This is a genomic window from Pantoea sp. Ap-967 (assembly GCF_011752565.1).
Taxonomy (GTDB): domain Bacteria; phylum Pseudomonadota; class Gammaproteobacteria; order Pseudomonadales; family Pseudomonadaceae; genus Aquipseudomonas.
The window spans coordinates 22,464-43,623 of the sequence record NZ_VWXK01000021.1; the positions used below are offsets into that span (position 1 = coordinate 22,464).

The 21,160-nt window shown below is 63.6% G+C and carries 18 protein-coding genes and 2 tRNA genes; 4 read left to right on the forward strand and 16 right to left on the reverse strand.

All coding sequences use genetic code 11. From position 1 onward, the window contains the following. Positions 1-167: 167 nt before the first annotated feature. The 7 genes from dnaB to rnr all read right to left on the reverse strand — a co-directional run bounded on the left by dnaB (position 168) and on the right by rnr (position 7,339). A complete protein-coding gene (dnaB, locus tag F3J45_RS20435) occupies positions 168-1,565 on the reverse strand; it encodes a replicative DNA helicase (RefSeq protein ID WP_167066969.1) in 1,398 nt (465 codons plus the stop codon). Between the two features lie 112 nt (positions 1,566-1,677). After that, complete coding sequence (gene rplI, locus F3J45_RS20440; RefSeq protein WP_012316464.1) at positions 1,678-2,124, reverse strand: 50S ribosomal protein L9; 447 nt, start codon at positions 2,122-2,124, stop codon at positions 1,678-1,680. A gap of 20 nt (positions 2,125-2,144) precedes the next feature. Continuing rightward, positions 2,145-3,008, reverse strand: coding sequence for a hypothetical protein (locus F3J45_RS20445; RefSeq protein ID WP_167066972.1), 864 nt, complete (start codon positions 3,006-3,008; stop codon positions 2,145-2,147). Between the two features lie 33 nt (positions 3,009-3,041). Further along, entirely contained in the window at positions 3,042-3,272 is a 231-nt protein-coding gene (rpsR, locus tag F3J45_RS20450; RefSeq protein ID WP_003249563.1) for a 30S ribosomal protein S18, read from the reverse strand. Between the two features lie 28 nt (positions 3,273-3,300). After that, positions 3,301-3,726, reverse strand: a complete 426-nt coding sequence (gene rpsF / locus F3J45_RS20455) for a 30S ribosomal protein S6 (RefSeq protein ID WP_013974420.1) — start codon at positions 3,724-3,726, stop codon at positions 3,301-3,303. Between the two features lie 290 nt (positions 3,727-4,016). After that, the gene (rlmB, locus tag F3J45_RS20460) at positions 4,017-4,763 is read right to left on the reverse strand and encodes a 23S rRNA (guanosine(2251)-2'-O)-methyltransferase RlmB (protein WP_167066975.1); all 747 of its coding nucleotides are present in this window, start codon (positions 4,761-4,763) and stop codon (positions 4,017-4,019) included. Next, positions 4,760-7,339 (reverse strand): ribonuclease R, encoded by a 2,580-nt coding sequence (gene rnr, locus F3J45_RS20465; protein WP_167066978.1) that lies wholly within the window; start codon positions 7,337-7,339, stop codon positions 4,760-4,762. The genes rlmB and rnr overlap by 4 nt, the downstream gene beginning before the upstream one ends. A gap of 271 nt (positions 7,340-7,610) precedes the next feature. Between rnr and F3J45_RS20470 the strand changes: the two genes are divergently transcribed. From F3J45_RS20470 to F3J45_RS20485, 4 genes are all read left to right on the forward strand, one after another. Next, a tRNA-Leu gene (locus tag F3J45_RS20470) sits at positions 7,611-7,697 on the forward strand. An 87-nt stretch (positions 7,698-7,784) separates the two neighbouring features. Next, positions 7,785-7,871 (forward strand) — tRNA-Leu (locus F3J45_RS20475). A gap of 240 nt (positions 7,872-8,111) precedes the next feature. After that, positions 8,112-9,125, forward strand: coding sequence for an extracellular solute-binding protein (locus tag F3J45_RS20480; RefSeq protein ID WP_167066981.1), 1,014 nt, complete (start codon positions 8,112-8,114; stop codon positions 9,123-9,125). Then, positions 9,125-10,690: an iron ABC transporter permease gene (locus F3J45_RS20485; RefSeq protein ID WP_167066984.1), complete on the forward strand. Its 1,566-nt coding sequence runs from the start codon at positions 9,125-9,127 to the stop codon at positions 10,688-10,690. Before F3J45_RS20480 ends, F3J45_RS20485 begins: the two co-directional genes overlap by 1 nt. A gap of 116 nt (positions 10,691-10,806) precedes the next feature. Here the strand turns inward: F3J45_RS20485 and F3J45_RS20490 are convergent, their stop codons facing one another. From F3J45_RS20490 to miaA, 9 genes are all read right to left on the reverse strand, one after another. Continuing rightward, entirely contained in the window at positions 10,807-11,268 is a 462-nt protein-coding gene (locus F3J45_RS20490; RefSeq protein WP_167066987.1) for a DUF2867 domain-containing protein, read from the reverse strand. 100 nt (positions 11,269-11,368) lie between these two features. Next, positions 11,369-13,258 (reverse strand): methyl-accepting chemotaxis protein, encoded by a 1,890-nt coding sequence (locus F3J45_RS20495; RefSeq protein ID WP_370526439.1) that lies wholly within the window; start codon positions 13,256-13,258, stop codon positions 11,369-11,371. Between the two features lie 278 nt (positions 13,259-13,536). Further along, the gene (locus F3J45_RS20500) at positions 13,537-14,829 is read right to left on the reverse strand and encodes an adenylosuccinate synthase (RefSeq protein ID WP_138219144.1); all 1,293 of its coding nucleotides are present in this window, start codon (positions 14,827-14,829) and stop codon (positions 13,537-13,539) included. 56 nt (positions 14,830-14,885) lie between these two features. Further along, a complete protein-coding gene (locus F3J45_RS20505; RefSeq protein ID WP_167066993.1) occupies positions 14,886-16,073 on the reverse strand; it encodes an ATP phosphoribosyltransferase regulatory subunit in 1,188 nt (395 codons plus the stop codon). A gap of 301 nt (positions 16,074-16,374) precedes the next feature. Next, positions 16,375-17,244, reverse strand: coding sequence for a protease modulator HflC (hflC, locus tag F3J45_RS20510; protein ID WP_167066997.1), 870 nt, complete (start codon positions 17,242-17,244; stop codon positions 16,375-16,377). Continuing rightward, a complete protein-coding gene (hflK, locus tag F3J45_RS20515; protein ID WP_167067000.1) occupies positions 17,244-18,422 on the reverse strand; it encodes an FtsH protease activity modulator HflK in 1,179 nt (392 codons plus the stop codon). Before hflK ends, hflC begins: the two co-directional genes overlap by 1 nt. A 96-nt stretch (positions 18,423-18,518) precedes the next feature. After that, a complete protein-coding gene (gene hflX, locus F3J45_RS20520; RefSeq protein WP_167067003.1) occupies positions 18,519-19,820 on the reverse strand; it encodes a ribosome rescue GTPase HflX in 1,302 nt (433 codons plus the stop codon). Between the two features lie 12 nt (positions 19,821-19,832). Next, positions 19,833-20,093 carry an RNA chaperone Hfq gene (gene hfq / locus F3J45_RS20525; RefSeq protein ID WP_003258160.1) on the reverse strand — a complete coding sequence of 87 codons (261 nt, stop codon included), beginning with the start codon at positions 20,091-20,093 and terminating at the stop codon, positions 19,833-19,835. Between the two features lie 94 nt (positions 20,094-20,187). After that, on the reverse strand, positions 20,188-21,159 hold the full coding sequence (gene miaA / locus F3J45_RS20530) for a tRNA (adenosine(37)-N6)-dimethylallyltransferase MiaA (protein WP_167067006.1): 972 nt from the start codon (positions 21,157-21,159) through the stop codon (positions 20,188-20,190). Between the last annotated feature and the right edge of the window lies 1 nt (position 21,160).

The following is a 21,160-nucleotide window of genomic DNA, read 5'->3' on the forward strand; positions in this document are numbered from 1 at the left end:
TTGACCAAATCCGACGATGGCTGTCGGATTCATGAGGCGCAACTGCCTGGCTCAGGTCGGGAAGTTGCCACATCACCCTGTAGGAGCGGGCTTGCCCGCGAATGCGGCAGTGAGCCCACCATCGCATTCGCGGGCAAGCCCGCTCCCACAGGGTGATCGAGTAGCCTTTATTCGTCGTCGTCGAAGTTGTACATGCCCGGGGCAAGGTTTTCGAAGCGGGTGTACTTGCCGATGAACGCCAGGCGCACGAAGCCGATGGGGCCGTTACGCTGTTTACCGATGATGATTTCCGCCACGCCCTTGTGCTCGGTTTCGGGGTGGTACACCTCGTCGCGGTACACGAACATGATGACGTCGGCGTCCTGCTCGATTGCACCGGATTCACGCAAGTCGGAGTTCACCGGGCGTTTGTTCGGGCGCTGTTCCAGGGAACGGTTCAACTGCGACAGGGCGATGACCGGGCAATTGAATTCCTTGGCCAGGGCCTTGAGGGAACGGGAAATCTCGGAAATCTCGTTGGTCCGGTTGTCACCGGCCGAGCCTGGGATCTGCATCAGCTGCAGGTAGTCGACCATGATCATGGCGATGTCGCCGTGCTCACGGGCCAGGCGGCGGGTGCGGGCGCGCATTTCCGAGGGGCTGATACCGGCGGTATCGTCGATGAACAGCTTGCGGTCGTTGAGCAGGTTCACCGCCGAGGTCAGGCGCGGCCAGTCATCGTCGTCCAGTTGGCCGGAACGCACCTTGGTCTGGTCGATACGGCCCAGGGACGAAAGCATACGCATGATCAGCGATTCGCCTGGCATTTCGAGGGAGAAAACCAGCACCGTCTTGTCGGTGCGCAACACGGCGTTTTCCACCAGGTTCATGGCGAAGGTGGTCTTACCCATCGATGGACGGCCGGCGACGATGATCAGGTCGGCAGCCTGCAGGCCACTGGTCTTCTCGTCCAGGTCGGTATACCCCGTCGAGATACCGGTGATGTCGCTGTCGGAGTTGAACAGCGTATCGATACGGTCGATGGCCATGGTCAACAGGTCGTTGACGCCCACCGGCCCACCGGTTTTTGGCCGCGCCTCGGCGATCTGGAAGATCTGCCGCTCGGCGTCGTCCAGAATCTCGGCGGCGTCGCGCCCCTGCGGGTTGAAGGCGTTGTCGGCGATGTCGGTGCTGATGCTGATCAGCTGGCGCAACGTGGCGCGCTCACGAATGATCGCCGCGTAGGCCTTGATGTTGGCCACCGACGGGGTGTTCTTGGCCAGCTCCGCCAGGTACGCCAGGCCGCCGACCTGGGTCGACAGGCCTTCCTTGTCCAGTTGCTCGTGCAGGGTCACGACGTCGAACGGCTGGTTGGCGTCGGCCAGCTTGTGCACGGCACGGAAGATCAAGCGGTGGTCATGCCGGTAGAAGTCACCATCGGACACCTGGTCCAGCACCCGCTCCCAGGCGTTGTTGTCCAGCATCAGGCCACCGAGCACGGCCTGTTCGGCCTCGATGGAATGCGGCGGCACCTTCAGCGCAGCGGTTTGCAGGTCGAGCTGTTCGGAGTTGGTGATCTCGTTCATGGCCACGAAAGAATTCTGGAGGATGAAAAAGACAAAGGGCACGGCCTGAGTGAACAGGACCGTGCCCGATGTTAACCGGCTGGCCCGCAGGGGGCTAGCCAGTCAGCGCAGCTTAGGCAGCTACGACGACCACACGTACGGTGGCTTCAACGTCGCTGTGCAGGTGCACGGCTACGTCGTATTCGCCAACCTGACGGATGGTGCCGTTCGGCAGACGCACTTCAGCTTTGGCCACTTCAACGCCGGAGGCGGTCAGGGCGTCAGCGATGTCGTGGGTGCCGATCGAACCGAACAGCTTGCCTTCGTCGCCAGCGGTGGCAGTGATGGTCACTTCCAGCTCGGCCAGTTGGGCGGCGCGGCTTTCAGCCGACGATTTACGGTCAGCTGCTGCTTTTTCCAGCTCGGCGCGACGCTCTTCGAACGCAGCCAGGTTGGCGGCGTTGGCAACGGTGGCCTTGCCGAATGGCAGCAGGAAGTTACGGCCGTAACCAGCCTTAACTTTTACTTTGTCGCCCAGGTTGCCCAGGTTAGCGACTTTTTCCAGCAGGATCAGTTCCATTTGGTAAAACCTCTTAACTTTTAACCTTCACCGTTCGCGGAGTCTTTCCCCGGAGGGGACTTGCGACCGCGAAAATCAATCAGGCTGTCGACAATGGCCAGGACCATCAGCAACGGGTAGATCAGCTGCATGATCAGCGGCAACGTCACGTACATGCCCACCAGCCAGAAACCGGCCAGTCGCCCCTGTGCCACAAGGCCGTGCATCAAGGCGATGCCTGCCAGCACCAGAACCAGGCTCGACGCCGATGCCAGGATGATGAACTGCGACCCGATGAACGGGGCCACCACCATCACTGCCACCAAGACCGCCATGGTCTGTTTCGGCAACCTCAGCTCGCGAAACTCGCGACCGAAGCCTCCAGGGTTGTACAACGCTGCCTGCCAATAACGCGCCAGCACCAGGGCCAGCACGCTGAACAACTGCACCGTCGCGGCTGTGGAAGCGACCAGCACAGGGCGGATCAGCTCACCGGAGAGCACCGGCTGCCCTTCGATTTTCGGCATGGCATCGGCAAACGCCTTGGCCAGCACATCGAAGGTCTGCGCCAGGGCCATGTCGAGCACGAGGCTGAAAACCACGGCAAACACGGCACTGGCCACCAGCACACGGCTCCAGGGATGCTCGGCGCGCAACAGCGCAGCCAGGCCCAGGGCACCGGCAATCACCAGAAAGGTGATCGGGTCGCCCATCAACCACACGGCCAGCCCGGCCAGCAGGCCGCCGGCGATGACCGTTGAAGCATCCTTGAACCCGCGCCGCAGCAGCACAAGGCTGCCGGCAGCGGCACTCAACCAGAACAGCAGCGGCAATACCGCACTGATGACCACCACGAGGGTGGCCTGCACACGACCGCGCATGATGAAACTTGCTAACGCTCGCATGCTAATCCCTTACTGCTTGTCGACGACCCGGTCTCAGCGGCCGTGGCTGTCGGTGTAGGGCAGCAGGGCCAGGAAGCGGGCGCGCTTGATAGCGGTAGCCAGCTGACGCTGATAACGAGCTTTGGTACCGGTGATACGGCTTGGAACGATCTTGCCGGTTTCGGATACGTAAGCTTTCAGGGTGTTGAGATCTTTGAAGTCGATCTCTTTCACGTCTTCAGCAGTGAAGCGGCAGAATTTACGACGACGGAAGAAACGTGCCATTTAATAGGCTCCTCTAAAGGTCCGTGGATTACTCGTCAGCGTTATCGCTGGAGTCGCTGTCATTGCTGTCGTCGCCGTCGGCGGATTCAGCATGCTCAGGACGCTCACGACGCTCACGGCGCTCGCTGCGGTTTTCTTCAGCCTTCAGCATCTCGGACTGACCGGTAACGGCTTCGTCGCGACGGATGACCAGGTTACGGATAACGGCATCGTTGTAGCGGAAGTTGTCTTCCAGCTCGGCCAGGGCCTTGCCGGTGCACTCAACGTTCAGCATCACGTAGTGAGCCTTGTGAACATTGTTGATTGCGTAGGCCAGTTGACGACGGCCCCAGTCTTCCAGGCGGTGGATTTTGCCGCCGTCTTCTTCGATCAGCTTGGTGTAACGCTCAACCATGCCGCCGACTTGCTCGCTCTGGTCCGGGTGAACCAGGAAGATGATTTCGTAATGACGCATGAATGCTCCTTACGGGTTAGTAGTCTGCCAGCGAATCTGGTCAGACAAGGAGTGAATGACACTGTATGTCTTGCACGGAGGGGAGGCACATGCGCGCCTGCCAGCTCGGCAAGGGGCGCAATTGTAGAGAAGGCGGGGCGTACAAGCAAGGTCGCTGGTGATTATTTGAACAGCCTGAAACATATTCACAGGCTGGCGGCCCTTTCGCGGGGCAAGCCCGCTCCTACAGGTATCGCAACCCTTGTAGGAGCGGGCTTGCCCCGCGAAAGGGCCGCCCCAGGCTCACGCAATCAGCGCTTGGCCTGCCGCTGGCGCACCGCCTCGAACAGGCACACGCCCGTTGCAACGGAAACGTTCAGGCTGCTGACGCTGCCGCTCATCGGCAACTTCACCAGAAAGTCGCAATGCTCGCGGGTCAAGCGGCGCATGCCCTTGCCTTCGGCGCCCATGATCATCACCAGCGGGCCGGTCAGGTCCTGCTGGTAGATTTCCTGCTCGGCTTCGCCGGCGGTGCCGACCACCCACAGGCCGCGCTGCTGGAGTTTTTCCAGCGTGCGCGCCAGGTTGGTCACGGCCACCAGCGGAATCACCTCCGCCGCGCCGCAGGCCACCTTGCGCACCACCGGGGTCAACGTTGCCGACTTGTCCTTGGGCACGATCACCGCCGTGGCACCCGCCGCATCGGCAGTACGCAGGCAGGCCCCGAGGTTGTGCGGGTCGGTGACACCGTCCAGCACCAGGATCAGCGGCGGCGTTTCGCTGCGCTCAAGCAATTCCTCGAGCATCAACTCACCCCACACCTGGCTTGGGCTCACCTCGGCAACCACGCCCTGGTGCACACCCTCGACCCAGGTGTCCATCTCACGGCGCTCGGCCTGGCCCACCGCCACGCGGTTTTCCGCAGCCAGTGCCAGCAGCGCCTGCAGGCGCGGCTCGCTGCGCCCTTCCGACAGCCAGATCTGCTTGACCCGCTTGGGATGGTGCTGCAGCAGTGCCTGCACGGCATGCACGCCGTAGATTTTTTCCAGCTGACTCATGACTTGCTCTTGCTCTTGCGTGGCGCGCCGGACTTCGGCGGGCCTTTACGGTGCTTGGTCGGCTTGCCGGACGACTTGGCGCCCTTGTCCGACTTGCTGCTGGCGTGGCCGCTGGTGCGCGCCTCGCTCATCAGCGCCTTCTTCATTTCGCGGCTCTTGCGCACTTCGGCGTTGCGCTGCACGGCGTCTTTGGGGAAGTACGCCTCGGAGGCTTCGCTCTTGCGGCTGCGCGGTTTCGGCGTGGCCTTGGCCGGTGCTTGCTGCTCGGGCGCCTCGGCAACAGGTGCAGCGCCGGCGCCACGGCCCTTGCGCCCAACCGGTGCGCTGAGCTGTTGTGCGGACACTTCGAAGTCGATCTTGCGCTCGTCGAGGTCGACGCGCATCACCTTCACTTCGATGGTGTCGCCCAGGCGGAAGCTGCGCCCGGTACGTTCGCCGGACAGGCGGTGGTGCACAGGGTCGAAGTGGTAGTAGTCGCCCGGCAGCGCACTGACGTGCACCAGGCCTTCGACGTAGATGTCGGTCAGCTCGACGAACAGGCCAAAACCGGTTACCGCAGTGATTACGCCCGGGAAGGTTTCGCCCACGCGGTCCTTCATGAACTCGCACTTGAGCCAGTTGACCACGTCACGGGTGGCCTCGTCGGCACGGCGCTCGGTCATCGAGCACTGCTCGCCCAACTGGTCGAGGGTGTTCACGTCATAGGGGTAGATACGCGCCTTGGGGATGCTCATGGCGCCGGCACGCTTGACGTGCGGGGTATCGACCTTGGAGCGGATGATGCTGCGGATCGCGCGGTGTACCAGCAAGTCCGGGTAACGACGGATCGGCGAGGTGAAGTGGGTGTACGCCTCGTAGTTCAGGCCGAAGTGGCCGTTGTTGTCGGTGCTGTACACCGCCTGGCTCAGCGAGCGCAGCATCACCGTCTGGATCAGGTGGAAATCCGGGCGCCCGGCGATGCTCGCCAGCAGGGCCTGGTAGTCCTTGGGCGAGGGGTCCTTGCCCTTGTGCAGGGTCAGCCCCAGCTCACCGAGGAAGGCGCGCAGTTTTTCCAGGCGCTCTGGCGGCGGGCCGTCATGCACACGGTACAGGGCGGGCACGCCGTGTTTTTGCAGGAACTCGGCGGTGGCGACGTTGGCCGCCAGCATGCATTCCTCGATCAGCTTGTGGGCGTCGTTGCGCACGGTCGGGCGGATTTCCGCGATCTTGCGCTGGTCGCCGAAGATGATCCGGGTTTCCTGGGTTTCGAAGTCGATGGCGCCGCGGGTGTGGCGGGCATCGACCAGCACCTTGTACAGGTTGTACAGGTTCTTCAGGTCCGGCACGACCTCCTTGTACTCCTCGCGCAGGGCCTTGCCCTCGCGGGTACGGGCATGTTCGAGCATGCTGCTGACCTTGTTGTAGGTCAGGCGGGCGTGGGAGTGGATCACGCCTTCGTAGAACTGGTAGTCGACCATCTGGCCGGCCTTGTTCATGGTCATTTCGCAAACCATGGCCAGGCGATCGACATGCGGGTTCAGCGAGCACAGGCCGTTGGACAGCTCCTCGGGCAGCATCGGCACCACGCGCTCGGGGAAGTACACCGAGTTACCACGCTGCTGGGCCTCGACGTCCAGGGCCGAACCCAGGCGCACATAGCTGGACACGTCGGCGATGGCCACATAAAGGCGCCAGCCGCCGGAGAACAGGCGCAGCTTGCCCAGGGGTTCGCAGTAGACGGCGTCGTCGAAGTCGCGGGCGTCCTCGCCGTCGATGGTGACGAACGGCAGGTGGCGCAGGTCGACGCGCTTTTCCTTGTCCTTCTCTTCGACTTCGGAGCGGAACTTGCGCGCTTCCTTGATTACATCCTTGGGCCAGACGTGGGGGATGTCGTAGCTGCGCAGGGCAACGTCGATTTCCATGCCTGGGGCCATGTAGTTGCCGATCACCTCGACCACATCACCCTGGGGCTGGAAGCGCGGGGTGGGCCAGTGGGTGATCTTGATCTCGACGAACTGGCCGATCTTGGCGCCGCCGTTGCGCCCGGCAGTCACCAGCACTTCCTGCTGGATCTTCGGGTTGTCCGGGGTCACATAGCCGATGCCGCCTTCTTCGAAGTAGCGGCCAACCACGCTTTCGTGGGCGCGGGAGATGACTTCCACCAGCACGCCTTCGCGGCGGCCACGGCGGTCGACGCCGGACACCCGGGCCAGGCCGCGGTCGCCGTCGAACACCAGGCGCATCTGCGATGGGCTGAGGAACAGGTCGTCGCTGCCGTCATCCGGGATCAGGAAGCCGAAACCGTCGCGGTGGCCGGAGACACGACCACAGATCAGGTCCAGCTTGTCTACCGGGGCATAGGTGCCACGCCGGGTATAGATAAGCTGGCCGTCACGTTCCATGGCGCGCAGGCGACGGCGCAGGGCTTCGATCTGGTCTTCCTCGTGAAGACCGAACTCGGCCGCCAGCTCCTCGCGCGCGGCCGGTTCGCCACGGTCGGCAAGGCGCTGCAGGATCAGCTCACGGCTGGGAATAGGGTTGTCGTATTTTTCCGCTTCGCGAGCGGCCTCGGGATCGAGGGATTGCCAATCGGCCATCAGAAGGGGTTCACCTTGGGGTATATAGATAGGAATTCTGGCATGTGCGTATTGAAACCGGAAATGTCAGCCTTGGACAGCCCCCGCCGTGCTCTATAGAGAAGGGGAATAGGCCAGCGGAATCAACAAGTTGAATTTTTTGAAATTTTTTTTGCTTGGGGGGTTTACAGCCCCCCGGACCGCCCGTATAGTGCGCACCACAACGACGGACAAGCCCGAAGTTGTAGTAGAGATGAGCGGCGCTGTAAAGCATCTTTTATCTCGAATGTGTGCCCAGGTGGCGGAATTGGTAGACGCGCTGGTTTCAGGTATCAGTGGCTTAACGGCCGTGGAAGTTCGAGTCTTCTCCTGGGCACCAAATATTTCAAGTAACAGATGACCAAGGATCTGTTACTACTGTGTGAAAGTGAACGTTTGTCGCTTTCTCCAGATGATGCAAAGCTTTGCCCAGGTGGCGGAATTGGTAGACGCGCTGGTTTCAGGTATCAGTGACTTAACGGTCGTGGAAGTTCGAGTCTTCTCCTGGGCACCATACAAAAACCCACTAGCTTGCTAGTGGGTTTTTTCTTGCCTGCGATTTTTGTATCCCCTCCTCGCTTGGCGTGACCGCTTCGGCGCCTGTGGGATCGAGCGCAGCTCGCGCGGCGCTTCGCGAGCTGCGCTCGCTCCTACAGGCGATCTGCCCATGAATTTCTCGTCACCCGGCCACTTGAGAAACGATTTCGTTTACCATTGTTTCCGAATATGTAGCCGTAAGCGAGGAAGTACCCGCATGACGATCCGCCCGCAACCGCTGATGCGCACCCTGGCTGCCGCAGTTCTGAGCCTGGTGATCGGCGCTCCGGCCGCCCTGGCAGACGAACCGGTCACGCTGACCATGTACAACGGCCAGCACAAGGAAATCGGCGAAGCCATCGCCAAGGCCTACGAGGCCAAGACCGGTATCCACATCAATATCCGCAAGGGCAGCAGCAACCAGCTGGCCAGCCAGATCATCGAGGAAGGCGCCCGCTCGCCGGCCGACATCATCTACACCGAAGAGTCGCCACCGCTGAACAACCTGGGTGAGCTGGGCCTGCTGGCCAAGATCGACGACGCCACCCTGAACATGCTGCCCAAGGAATACGTCGGCGCCAATGGCACCTGGATGGGCGTGACCGCACGCACCCGCGTGGTGGTGTTCAACCCCAAGAAGATCGACGAGAAAGACCTGCCCACCACCGTCATGGACTTCGCCGGCCCCGAGTGGGACGGCCGCGTTGGCTACGTGCCGACCAGCGGCGCCTTCCAGGAACAGGCCGTGGCCATCCTGAAGATGCACGGGCGTGAAGCCACCGAGGAATGGCTGACCGGCCTGAAGGCCTTTGGCAAGACCTACACCAACAACATGGTTGCCCTGAAGGCCGTGGAAAAAGGCGAAGTCGCCGCGGTGCTGGTCAACAACTACTACTGGTACGCCCTGGAGCGCGAGCGCGGCAAGCTCGATTCCAAGCTGTACTACCTGGCCGACGGCGACGCCGGCAACCTGGTGACTATTTCCGGCGCTGCTGCGGTCAAGGCCAGCAAGCATCCGAAGGAAGCCCAGGCCCTGCTCAACTGGATGGCCAGCGAAGAAGGCCAGCGCGTAATCACCCAGACCACCGCCGAGTACCCGCTGCACAAAGGCATGGTGTCCGACCGCGGCCTGAAGCCGTTCGAAGACCTGCGCCCGCCGAAGATCTCGCCGGCTGACCTCGGTAACGCCGAGGAAGCCCTGGAGCTTGAACGCGAGGTCGGCTTGCTCTGATGACCGCCGCCCTGTCCGAGCCGGTGCCGGTACGCTTCGTGCCGCGCCGCAAGCGCCCCTCGATCTGGGTGCTGCTGCCTGTGCTGTTCCTGGTAGCCATGAGCTTGCTGCCGCTGTTGTACGTGGCCATGAAAGCCTGGGAAGCCGGCTGGCGCGAAGCCCTGTACCTGCTGTGGCGGCCATTCGTCTGGGGGTTGCTGCGCAACACCTTGATGCTGATGGCCGGGGTAACCCTGGCATGCATGGTGGTGGGCCTGGCCCTGGCCTGGCTGCTGGAACGCAGCAACCTGCCAGGCCGCCGGCTGTGGGGCGTGGTGCTGTGCCTGCCGTTCGCCGTGCCGTCGTTCGTCAGCAGCTTTACCTGGGTGTCGCTGAGCTCGGACTTCGAGGGCCTGGGCGGCGCGATCATGGTGATGGCGCTGTCCAAGTACCCGCTGGTGTTCCTGCCCGTGGCGGCCACCCTGCGTAACCTCGACACCTCGCTGGAAGAGTCGGCGCGCACCCTGGGCTACAGCCGCTGGGGCGTGTTCCGCAAGATCACCCTGCCGCTGCTGTGGCCGTCGATGCTGGGCGGCGCACTGCTGATCGCCCTGCACATGCTGGTCGAGTTCGGCGCCCTGTCGATTCTCGGCCTGCAAACCTTCACCACGGCGATCTACCAGCAGTTCGAGCTGGAGTTCAGCAACGCCAACGCCGCGATGCTGTCGGCGGTGCTGTTGGCACTGTGCCTGCTGATGTTGTGGCTGGAGCTGCGGGTACGCGGCAAGGCCCGCCATGTGCGGATCGGCCAGGGCGTTGCACGCCGTGGCCAGCCGGTACGCCTGCGCGGCTGGATGCCATTGGCGCAGCTGTTCTGCCTGGGCCTGGCGATACTGGGTAGCGGTATTCCCCTGGCCATGCTGGGCTACTGGCTGAGCGTGGGCTCATCGGCGGCCTTCCCGGTGGCGGCCATCGGCAAGGCGCTGCTGACCTCGCTGTCGGTGTCGCTGGGCGGCGCGGGCTTCTGCGTGCTGCTGGCGCTGCCGGTCAGCTTCCTGGTGGTGCGCTACAAGGGCCGCCTGGCGATCTGGGCCGAGCGCCTGCCGTACCTGCTGCATGCCCTGCCCGGCCTGGTGATCGCCCTGACCCTGGTGGTGTTCTCGCTGCACTATGTGCCGGCGCTGTACCAGACCACGGCGCTGTTGCTGCTGGCCTATGCGCTGCTGTTCCTGCCGCTGGCCCAGGCGCCGGTGCGCACGGCACTGAACAAGGCCTCGCCAACCCTCGAAGAGGCCGCGCGCACCTTGGGTGCCAGCAGCTTTGCAGCGTTCTGCCGAGTCACCCTGCCGATCATCTTCCCGGCCCTGGCGGCGGCCTTCGCCCTGGTGTTCCTCGACGCCATGAAGGAGCTCACCGCGACTCTGTTGCTCAGCCCGACGGGCATGACCACCCTGGCCACCGAGGTGTGGGCACATACCGCCAACGTCGAGTTCGCGGCGGCGGCGCCTTATGCGGCACTGCTGATCGTGGTGTCGGGGCTGCCGGTGTACCTGCTGACGACACGGATGTATTTGAACAAGGCTTGAGGCCGGGCGCCGCGTGTGCGGCGCTTCGCGAGCTGCGCTCGCTCCTACCAGGGCGGTGCAAATCTCCCGTAGGAGCGAGCAAAGCTCGCGATGCGCCGCACACGCGGCGCTCTGCCTCACACCCGCTCGATATTACGCAACATGCGCTTGACGATAGGCCCATGCGCCAGCCCCACGGGCACCATGTAGGCGCGGCCGAAGGTGTTGAAGCAACGCACCGAGGTGGTCACGCTCAGCTGCCGCGCCAGCACATCCATGCAAACCATCACCGCCAGGTGCGTATCGCGCGAGGTCAGGACCAATTGCTGGTCGCTGATGAACTCGACGGTGAAGAAGTCCAGCCGCTCGCCCACGCTCGGCACCTGCTCAGGCGTGCGGGGAGAAAAGCCGCCGATCTCGGCCACATTGAAACGCCGCGAAATGATATCGCGCAGGCGAAAGGCCTTGGCCAACCAGCCTGGAACCTGTGAGGTCATCGCGCAATAGGCCTGCAGGGCGGTCATCGAGGCCGGCAAGGTGACGCCGTCACAGTGAAGGAAATCCAGATCGGCCTTGGCGGCGACCCATCGTGCGGTCATGAACAACTCCCTTGGTCATGTATCGCCGCCAGCATAGCAAACCCCTGTAGGAGCGGGCTCGCCCCGCGAACACCGGCAAAGCCGGTGCCACCCACCGCACCTAAGCCCTGAACTGCCCCAGGCTGGCGCGCAACTGAGCAGCCAGGTCATCCAGCACCTTGCTGCTGGCCGTGGTCTGCATCACCACCTCCGCCGAGCGCTCGGCCTGGGCATGGATGGTTTCCACCCGCCCACGCACGGCCTGCGCACCATGGGCCTGCTGCTCGGCGGCACGGGTGGCCAGGCCGATCGCTGCGTGCACCTGCTCCACCGCCGCCTGCACCGACTGCTGGCGGCGCTCGTTTTCACGCAGCACCAGCAACCCTTCGCTGGCCTTCACCCCGGCCTGGCCAATGGTCGCCACCGCTTCCTTGGCGCCCTTCTGCAGCGCTGCAATGTGCGCCTGGATATCCCCGGTAGAGCTCTGCGTCTTGCTCGCCAGCGCCCGCACCTCGTCGGCCACCACGGCAAAGCCACGCCCCGTCTCGCCTGCCCTCGCGGCTTCGATGGCGGCATTGAGCGCCAGCAGGTTGGTCTGCTCGGCAATACCGTGGATCACCGTCAGCACCACTTCGATCTGCTCGCTCTGCTTGGCCAGCCGTTCGATGACCTGGGAGCCGGCTTCCACTTGGCCGGCAAGGTTCTCGATCAGGCTGGCCAGCTGCGTCGAGGAGCGGCTGTTCTCGTCGGTGGCCTGGCGAATATCCACCACTTGCTGCAAGGCTGCCTGCATCGCATGGCTCTCGGCCTGGGCTTCATCGGCCATGCTCGAAAGGTCGCGCAGGCTGGCCGCCACCTCATCGCGCTGCAGCGCGGCGGCGGCATCGGCGCCGGCGTTGCGCTGGGCCATGGCACCGATCTCGACGCCGGTGCGCTGGGCCACCTCGCCGGCCTCGCGAACGATGGGCTGCAGCTTGTCGACGAAGCGGTTGACCGCCGAGGCCATGTCGCCGATTTCGTCGCGGCTGTCCAACCGCACCCGCTTGGTCAGGTCGCCTTCGCCTGCGGCCAGGTCGTCGAGCGCCGCAATCAGCAGGCGCAACTTGCTCAGCACCCGGCGGCCCAGCACCACGGCCACCACCAACAGCACACCAAGGCCGACCACCACCAGGCCCAGGCCAATGCGCCAGCGCAGCTCGGCGGCGGCGTCGCGCACGGTCTGGGCGGTGTTGGCCTGCATGGCTGAAGCACTGGCCTGGGCCGCACCCAGGCGCTCGCGCAGGGCCTTGCCGCTGTCGGCGGAGGCCGCACCCAGGCTGTCGCCCACCAGTTGCTCGCCGTTGGCGATCAAGGCATTGAAGCGCTGGTCCAGCGCCTGCAGCTGTTGCTCAACGGCGGCAGTGGACACCCCCATCAGGACCTTGCCGATCTCGGCACCATTGGGGCTGATCGAGGCCTCGACGAAATACACCGAGGGGTCGCGACGCGCCGCCTCCAGCACCTTGTCCAGCGCTCGCTCACCCTGGCCTTTGTCGATCAGCGCCTGGTTGATCGGGTTCTGCCGGTTCAGGTATCGGGTCAGGTGCTGGCCCTGGGCGTCGTCGTAGATCACGAACAGGACGTTGGGATTGCGCTGGGCGCGGCGGGCGAAGTCGGACAGGGTGGGTACGTCGTTATCCCAGATGGCTCGCGGCGCCACCGAGGCCAGCAGTTCGGCCATGTCGTTGGCCGACTCCTTGAGGTTTTGCTCCAGGGTTGCACGCAGTTGCCGCTGTTCGTCCTGCAGGCGGCTGGAAAGGCCGGCGCTCAGGCGCTGGCGGGTGCTGCTGGAAAGGCTTTCAAGGCCCCCGCACACGTCTTGCCCGGCCTGATCCAGCTCGCTGGCGAGCTGGCGGCTGTCATTGCCCAGGCGCTCGCCAAGTTCGGCCTCCAGGGCCGTGACCGTGCTGCGGGTCAACGCAACGGCAACCAGCACCTGCACCAAAAGGGCGATACCCAGGGCAACAAACACAGGCCGCAAGAGGCGGCTTCGTAACAGTGAGAGGATGGCAGACACGGTGTAACCCTCGTTTTTTCTGGCGCCACTATTTTGATGGCATCTACAGAAGCTTATTACAGCAAGGGTTGTGCCGGGGGCAGCGGGGAGATGTGCCAAGGTTCAGCAATTGGGTTGCCTGGGCCGGCCCTTTCGCGGGGCAAGCCCGCTCCTACAACCGAGAGGGCCGGCGGCAAATGAAAACGCCGCAGCCCCTTTCAGGGCCACGGCGTCAGATCAGCCTGGAGGGCAGATCAGGCGAACGGGTGACGCAGCACGATGGTTTCGTTGCGGTCCGGGCCGGTGGAGATGATGTCGATCGGCGCGCCGACCAGCACTTCGATGCGCTTGATGTAGTCACGCGCAGCTTGCGGCAGCTCTTCCAGGGTTTTCGCGCCCAGGGTCGACTCGCTCCAGCCTGGCATCTCTTCGTACACCGGCTCCAGGCCGATGTAGCTGTCGGCATCGGAAGGCGCGTCGATCACGGCGCCGTTCTCGTTCTTGTAGCCCACGCAGATGTTGATGGTTTCCAGGCCGTCCAGCACGTCCAGCTTGGTCAGGCAGATGCCCGAGATGCTGTTGACGTCGATGGCGCGACGCAGGATGACGGCATCGAACCAGCCGCAACGGCGGGCACGGCCGGTGGTGGAGCCGAACTCATGGCCGCGCTTGGCCAGGGTGGCACCGGTTTCGTCGAACAGCTCGGTCGGGAACGGGCCGGAACCTACGCGGGTGGTGTAGGCCTTGGTGATACCCAGGATGTAGTCCAGGTACATCGGGCCAACGCCGGAACCGGTGGAGATACCGCCAGCGGTGGTGTTGGAGCTGGTGACGTACGGGTAGGTACCGTGGTCGATGTCCAGCAGCGAGCCCTGGGCACCTTCGAACATGATGTCCTTGCCGGCGCGGCGCAGGTTGTGCAGTTCGGCGGTGACGTCGAGCATCATCGGCTTGAGCTGCTCGGCATAGGCCATGCACTCGTCCAGGGTTTGCTGGAAGTCGATGGCCGGCTCTTTGTAGTAGTTCACCAGCTGGAAGTTGTGGTAATCCAGCAGCTCACCGAGCTTGGCAGCGAAACGCTCGCGGTGGAACAGGTCGCCAACGCGCAGGCCGCGGCGTGCAACCTTGTCTTCGTAAGCGGGGCCGATACCACGGCCAGTGGTGCCGATCTTGGCTTCGCCACGGGCTTTTTCACGGGCCTGGTCCAGGGCCACGTGGTACGACAGGATCAGCGGCGCAGCCGGGGAGATGCGCAGGCGCTCGCGCACCGGTACGCCCTTCTCTTCCAGCTTGGTGATTTCACGCATCAGGGCATCCGGGGCAACGACCACGCCGTTGCCGATCAGGCACTGTACGCCCTCACGCAGGATGCCGGACGGAATCAGGTGCAGAACGGTTTTTTCACCGTTGATCACCAGGGTGTGGCCCGCGTTGTGGCCACCCTGGTAGCGCACTACGGCGGCAGCATGTTCGGTCAGCAGATCGACGATCTTGCCTTTGCCCTCATCACCCCACTGGGTGCCCAGGACGACGACATTCTTACCCATTACATTGGTCCTCATTCACGCAAACTTGGTTGCCGGCCTACTGCCGACGCAGAAACTCACTGGGCCAGCGGCAGAACCTGCCAGCGCCCGTCTTGCTGAATCAATTGCCGATCACAATCCGCCTCGAGAGCAGCACTCAACGGCTGGCCAGGCAGGGCCTGGACCACACGCTGGCCCTCGTTGCGCAACTGGCAGACCTGCTGCCAGAGGGCCGCGTCACCGCTGTCGGGCATCCAGATGCCGCCAGCAGGCAATACGACCTCCGCTCGCCCCAGTGTGACCAGGGTCTTCAAATCCGTGGAGAAACCGGTGGCCGGGCGTGCCCGGCCAAAGTCGGCGCCGATGTCGTCGTAACGGCCGCCCTGGGCGATGGATTGACCCTCGCCCGGAACGAACACGGCGAACACCACGCCGGTGTGATAGTGGTAACCGCGCAGCTCGCCGAGGTCGAAGTACAGCGGCAGCTCCGGGTAGCGCGCAGCCAGGCGATCAGCGATCGCCAGCAGGTCGTCCAGTGCCGCCAGCACGCTGGCCGGGGCACGACCCAGGCGCACACGGGCCTCGGCCAGCACTTCACGGCCACCGCACAGCTCGACCAGGGCGCGCAGCATGTTGCCCAGGTCCTTCGGCAGGTCGGCGGTCAGCGCCTGCACTTCATCGACGGCCTTGCGCTGCAGGGCGTCGAACAACTGTTGCTCGACCGCACCGGACAGCCCGGCGGCACGCGCCAGGCCGCGGTAGATACCGACATGGCCGAGGTCCATGTGTACATCCGGCACATCGGCCAGCTGCAGCGTGGCGAGCATCAGGCTGATGACCTCGACATCGCTGGTGGGGCTGGCGTCGCCGTACAGTTCGGCGCCGAGCTGGATCGGGCTGCGCGAGGTAGACAGTGCACGCGGCTGGGCATGCAGCACGCTGCCGGCATAGCACAGGCGGCTCGGGCCTTCACGGCGCAGGGTGTGGGCGTCGATGCGCGCCACCTGCGGGGTGAAGTCGGCGCGGAAGCCCATCAGGCGGCCCGACTGCGGGTCGACCACCTTGAAGGTGCGCTGATCCAGGTCCTGGCCGGCGCCGGTGAGCAGCGACTCCAGGTACTCGATATGCGGGGTGACGACCAGCTCGTAACCCCAACTCTGGAACAGGTCCAACACCTGGCGGCGCGCGATCTCGATGCGCGCAGCCTCAGGTGGCAGTACTTCCTCGATGCCATCTGGCAGCAGCCAGCGGTCTACCGTTGCCATTACGCCATTTCCCCTCTGGTCCGGGCGGCTTGCCAGCTGGCCAGCCGTCAGTAAAGCCGGTATCGCGCACAGCAGCGGGCAGCACTGATCCCAGCGCAGCCACCGTACCCGATACCCTCGAATTGCCTTGCGACCTGACCAAACCGTCAACTGGCGGTTTGCCAATCAACCTTGCAGACGCAAAAAAGCCGGGAAATTTCCCGGCTGCCTCATCATACACCCCTTTTCATTCAGGATGCACCCCGCCTGGTGTTTTAGCTGCCAGGCGGGGCGCCGCTGCCTGAAAATCAGGGCCTGAGCGTCACGGCTTGCTCTTGTCCAGGAAGCGGAAGAACTCGTTCTTCGCATCCAGTACCAGCACGTCGCTCTTGTTCGAGAAGCTTTCGCGGTAGGCCTGCAGGCTACGGTAGAACGCATAGAAATCAGCGTCCTGGCCATAGGCCTTGGCATAGATGGCAGCCGACTGGGCGTCGCCATCACCGCGGGTTTCTTCCGCTTCGCGGTAAGCCTCGGCCAACAGCACACGGCGCTGACGGTCGGCATCGGCGCGGATACCTTCAGCCAGCTCGTTACCCTTGGCGCGGTGCTCGCGGGCTTCACGTTCCCGCTCGGTGCTCATGCGGTCGAACACGCTGCGGTTGACTTCCTTGGGCAGGTCGATGGCCTTGACGCGCACGTCGACGACCTCGATACCCAGCTCCTTGTTGGCCATGCGGTTCAGCGATGCGGTGATGTCAGCCATCAGCGCGTCACGTTCACCGGAAACCACTTCGTGCAGGGTGCGCTTGCCGAACTGGTCACGCAGGCCGCTTTCCAGGCGACGCGACAGACGCTCGTCGGCGATCTGCTTCATGCCGGACGTGGCGGTGTAGAAACGCTCGGCATCCTTGACCCGCCACTTGGCGTAGGCATCGACCATCACCGCTTTCTTCTCCAGGGTCAGGAACCGCTGGGTCGGGGCGTCGAGGGTCATCAGGCGGGCGTCGAACTTGCGTACCTGGTTCACGTAGGGAATCTTCACGTGCAGGCCCGGCTGGACATCCGCCTGGACCACCTTACCGAAGCGCAGCAGTACCGCGCGCTCGGTCTGGGACACGATGTAGAAGCTGTTCCAGGCGACGATGGCCAGGACCACGGCGGCGATCAGGGCGATCAGCGATCTATTGCTCATCAGCGGCTCTCCCTGGTGCGCAGTGGCTGTTGTTGCTGTTGCAGGTCCTGCGAGGCACGCGAGGCCGCGTCATTGACCGACGGCGAAACGCTGCTGCCAGGCGCGGAGGCGCTGCGGCTGCCTTCGACCATCTTGTCCAGCGGCAGGTAGAGCAGGTTGTTCTGCCCGTCCTTGGCTGTGACCAGCACCTTGCTCGTGTTGCTGTAGACCTCTTGCATGGTTTCCAGGTACAGGCGCTGACGGGTCACGTCAGGAGCCTTGCGGTACTCGGCAACCAGCTTGGTGAAGCGGTCGGCCTCACCCTTGGCGCGGGCAATGACTTCGTCGCGGTAACCGTTGGCATCCTCGATGATGCGCTGGGCCTGACCACGGGCTTCCGGCACCACGCCATTGGCGTAGGACTCGGCCTGGTTGCGGGCACGCTGTTCATCTTCGCGGGCGCGGATCACGTCGTCGAAGGCTTCCTGCACTTCACGCGGGGCTGCCGCGCTCTGCACGTTCACCTGGGTGACGGTGATACCGGTACGGTAGTTGTCGAGGAAGCGCTGCAGGCGTTCGCGGATGTCCACGGCCATCTGCTCACGGCCTTCGGTCAACACCTGGTCCATCGAGGTGGAACCCACCACATGGCGCAGGGCGCTGTCGGTCGCGTGCTGCAGGCTGACCTCAGGCTGGTCGACGTTGAGCACGAAGTCCTGCAGGTTGCTGATCTTGTACTGGACGGTCAGCGGAACCTCGACGATGTTCTCGTCTTCGGTGAGCATCTGACCCTGCTTGGTGTAGGCACGCTCGCGCGTGACGTTTTCCATGTACTTGCGATCGATTGGCGGGAAGTAGATGTTCAGGCCGGGACCGACCGTCTCATAGTACTTGCCGAAGCGCAGCACCACGGCCTGCTCCTGCTCGTCGACCACGTACACGGCGCTGTACAGCCAGATGGCAGCAAGCACCGCCAGGCCGATGCCCAGCAGGCCGTAGCCGCCACCCTTGCCGACATTGCGGTCACCGCCGCCACGTTTCTTGCCGCTGCCGAACATGCCGTTCAGGCTGTCCTGCAGCTTGCGGAAGGCCTCGTCCAGATCTGGCGGACCCTTCTTGTCGCCACCACCGCCGCCACCGCGACGGCCGCCCCAGGGGTCCTGATTGTTCGAGTTGCCACCCGGCTCGTTCCAAGCCATAGCGCTCTCCATCTGATAAAGCAAAGACGCGCCCACGGCGCGCCGTCCAATGCTACAGAATGCCTGCCACTGCTGCCCGGCGACCTCGCCGGGCATTTATTGCAAAGTGTGTTGCTCGACAAACACTTGCGGCTCCATGCCTTCACGGCTGACCAGGCGATTCAACTCGACCCTGGGCAGGCGAACACTCAGCAGGCTGCGCCCTTCTTCGTCATGCTCCTCACTCTGCACGGCACCCAAGGCAAAGAATTGCGCGCGCAAGCGGGCAAAACGCTGCTCCAGACACAGGGTACCGACATACAGATCATCCCCCAGCAACTCGGCAATCGCCTGGCCGACCAGCTCCAGGCCACGCCCATCGCGTGCCGACACCCAGACCCGTTCCGGCTTGCCATCGGCATCGCGCTGAATCTGCGGCTCGACATCCTCAAGCAGGTCGAGTTTGTTATACACCTCAAGGATCGGCAAGCCTTCGGCGCCGATCTCGCTCAATACCGCCAGCACCTGCTCGATCTGCTCCATGCGTTCCGGCTCATGGGCGTCGATCACATGCAGCAGCAGGTCGGAATTGCTCGACTCTTCGAGCGTAGCCCGAAATGCCTCGACCAGCTTGTGCGGCAGGTGACGAATGAAGCCCACGGTGTCGGCCAGCACGATCGGCCCAAGGTCGGCCAGTTCGAGCCGGCGCAGGGTTGGGTCGAGGGTGGCGAACAGCTGGTCCGCGGCATACACCTCGGAAGCGGTCAGGGCGTTGAACAGCGTCGACTTGCCGGCGTTGGTGTAACCCACCAGCGACACCGAAGGGATGTCGGCGCGCTTGCGGCCACGGCGGGCCTGCTCACGCTGGCTGCGAACCTTCTCCAGGCGCGACTTGATCTGGCGCAGGCGCACCCGCAACAGACGGCGGTCGGTTTCCAACTGGGTTTCACCCGGGCCGCGCATGCCGATACCACCCTTCTGACGCTCAAGGTGGGTCCAGCCGCGCACCAGCCGCGTGCTCATGTGCTCAAGCTGGGCCAGTTCGACCTGCAGCTTGCCTTCATGGGTACGCGCCCGTTGGGCGAAGATATCGAGGATCAGCCCGGTACGGTCGAGCACGCGACACTCGAAGACACGTTCGAGGTTGCGTTCCTGACTGGGCGTGAGGGTGTGATTGAAAATCACCAGGTCTACCTGTTCGGCTTTGACCAGGTCGCGCAATTCCTCGACCTTGCCGCTGCCAATCAGGTATTTGGCGGTAGGCTGATGCCTGCCCACCGTGACCAGCGAAACAATGTCGGCACCGGCCGACAATGCCAGTTCCTGAAACTCCTGCGGGTCTTCGCGCGCCTCAGGGTTCTGACCTTCCAAGTGAACGAGCAACGCCCGCTCACCACCACCGTGGCGCTCAAAGAACAATGCAGGCTCCTATCAGGCGTTGCCTGGCTCGCTGTCGCCGTGCTCGGAATCGGACGGGCTTGGCAGGCGGACCGGACGGGCTGGAACCACGGTCGAAATGGCGTGCTTGTAGACCATCTGGCTGACGGTGTTCTTCAGCAGAACCACGAACTGGTCGAACGATTCGATCGAGCCCTGCAGTTTGATGCCGTTGACCAGGTAGATCGAAACCGGGACCTTTTCTTTTCTCAAGGTGTTCAAGTAAGGGTCTTGTAGCGAATGCCCTTTTGACATATGCCGCACTCCTGTAAGGATCAATAATAGAAAATCAAAGAAAACGATAAGTTAGGCCGTCCCATCGCAAGAATAGACGGCTATCAGCAGGGACTCAGCTCAATATGGAGACGGTTCCCAGGTATTTCAAGGTGCGGGACAGATTGTCGCAGGCCAGGCTGTCGAGCCAATGCACGTCAGGCCAGCCACGCAACCAGGTGAACTGCCGCTTGGCCAACTGCCGAGTGGCAATGATACCGCGTTCACGCATCTCATTCTCAGTCAGCTTGCCATCGAGGTAGTCCCAGGCTTGCCGATACCCCACTGCCCGTATAGACGGCAGCCCGGCGTGCAAGTCACTTCTGGCGCGCAGCGATCGGACCTCGTCGATGAAGCCCTGTTCCAACATCTGGGCAAATCGTAACGCAATTCGCTGGTGCAGAATGTGACGATCCGCCGGGGCAATCGCCAAACTCGCGACAGTATAGGGCAAATGCCCGCCGCCGCCTGCGTCTGCGCCGCTACTTTCGGCCAATTGCCGTTGGCGATGGGCCGTCATGCTCTGGCCGCTCACCCGGTACACCTCCAGCGCACGGATCAGCCGCTGGGGGTCGTTGGGGTGGATGCGCGCCGCCGATTGCGGGTCAACCTCGGCCAGTTGCCGGTGCAGCTCGGCCAGGCCCAAGGCCTCGGCCTCGGCTTCCAGCTCGGCGCGTACCGCGGCATCGGCCGCCGGCATGTCCGCCAGGCCATCGACCAGCGCCTTGTAGTAGAGCATGGTGCCGCCCACCAGCAGCGGGATCTTGCCGCGCGCCGTGATCTCGGCCATGGCCTCCAGGGCGTCGGCGCGAAACTGCGCGGCTGAATAGCTTTCGGCCGGGTCGCGGATGTCGATCAGGCGGTGCGGGTGGGCCGCCAGCAGCTCTTTCGAGGGCTTGGCCGAGCCGATGTCCATGCCGCGGTAGACCAGCGCCGAATCGACACTGATCAGCTCGCACGGCAGCACCTTGGTCAGTTCGATGGCCAGGTCGGTCTTGCCGGCCGCCGTGGGGCCCATGAGGAATATCGCAGGGGGCTTGCCGCTCATG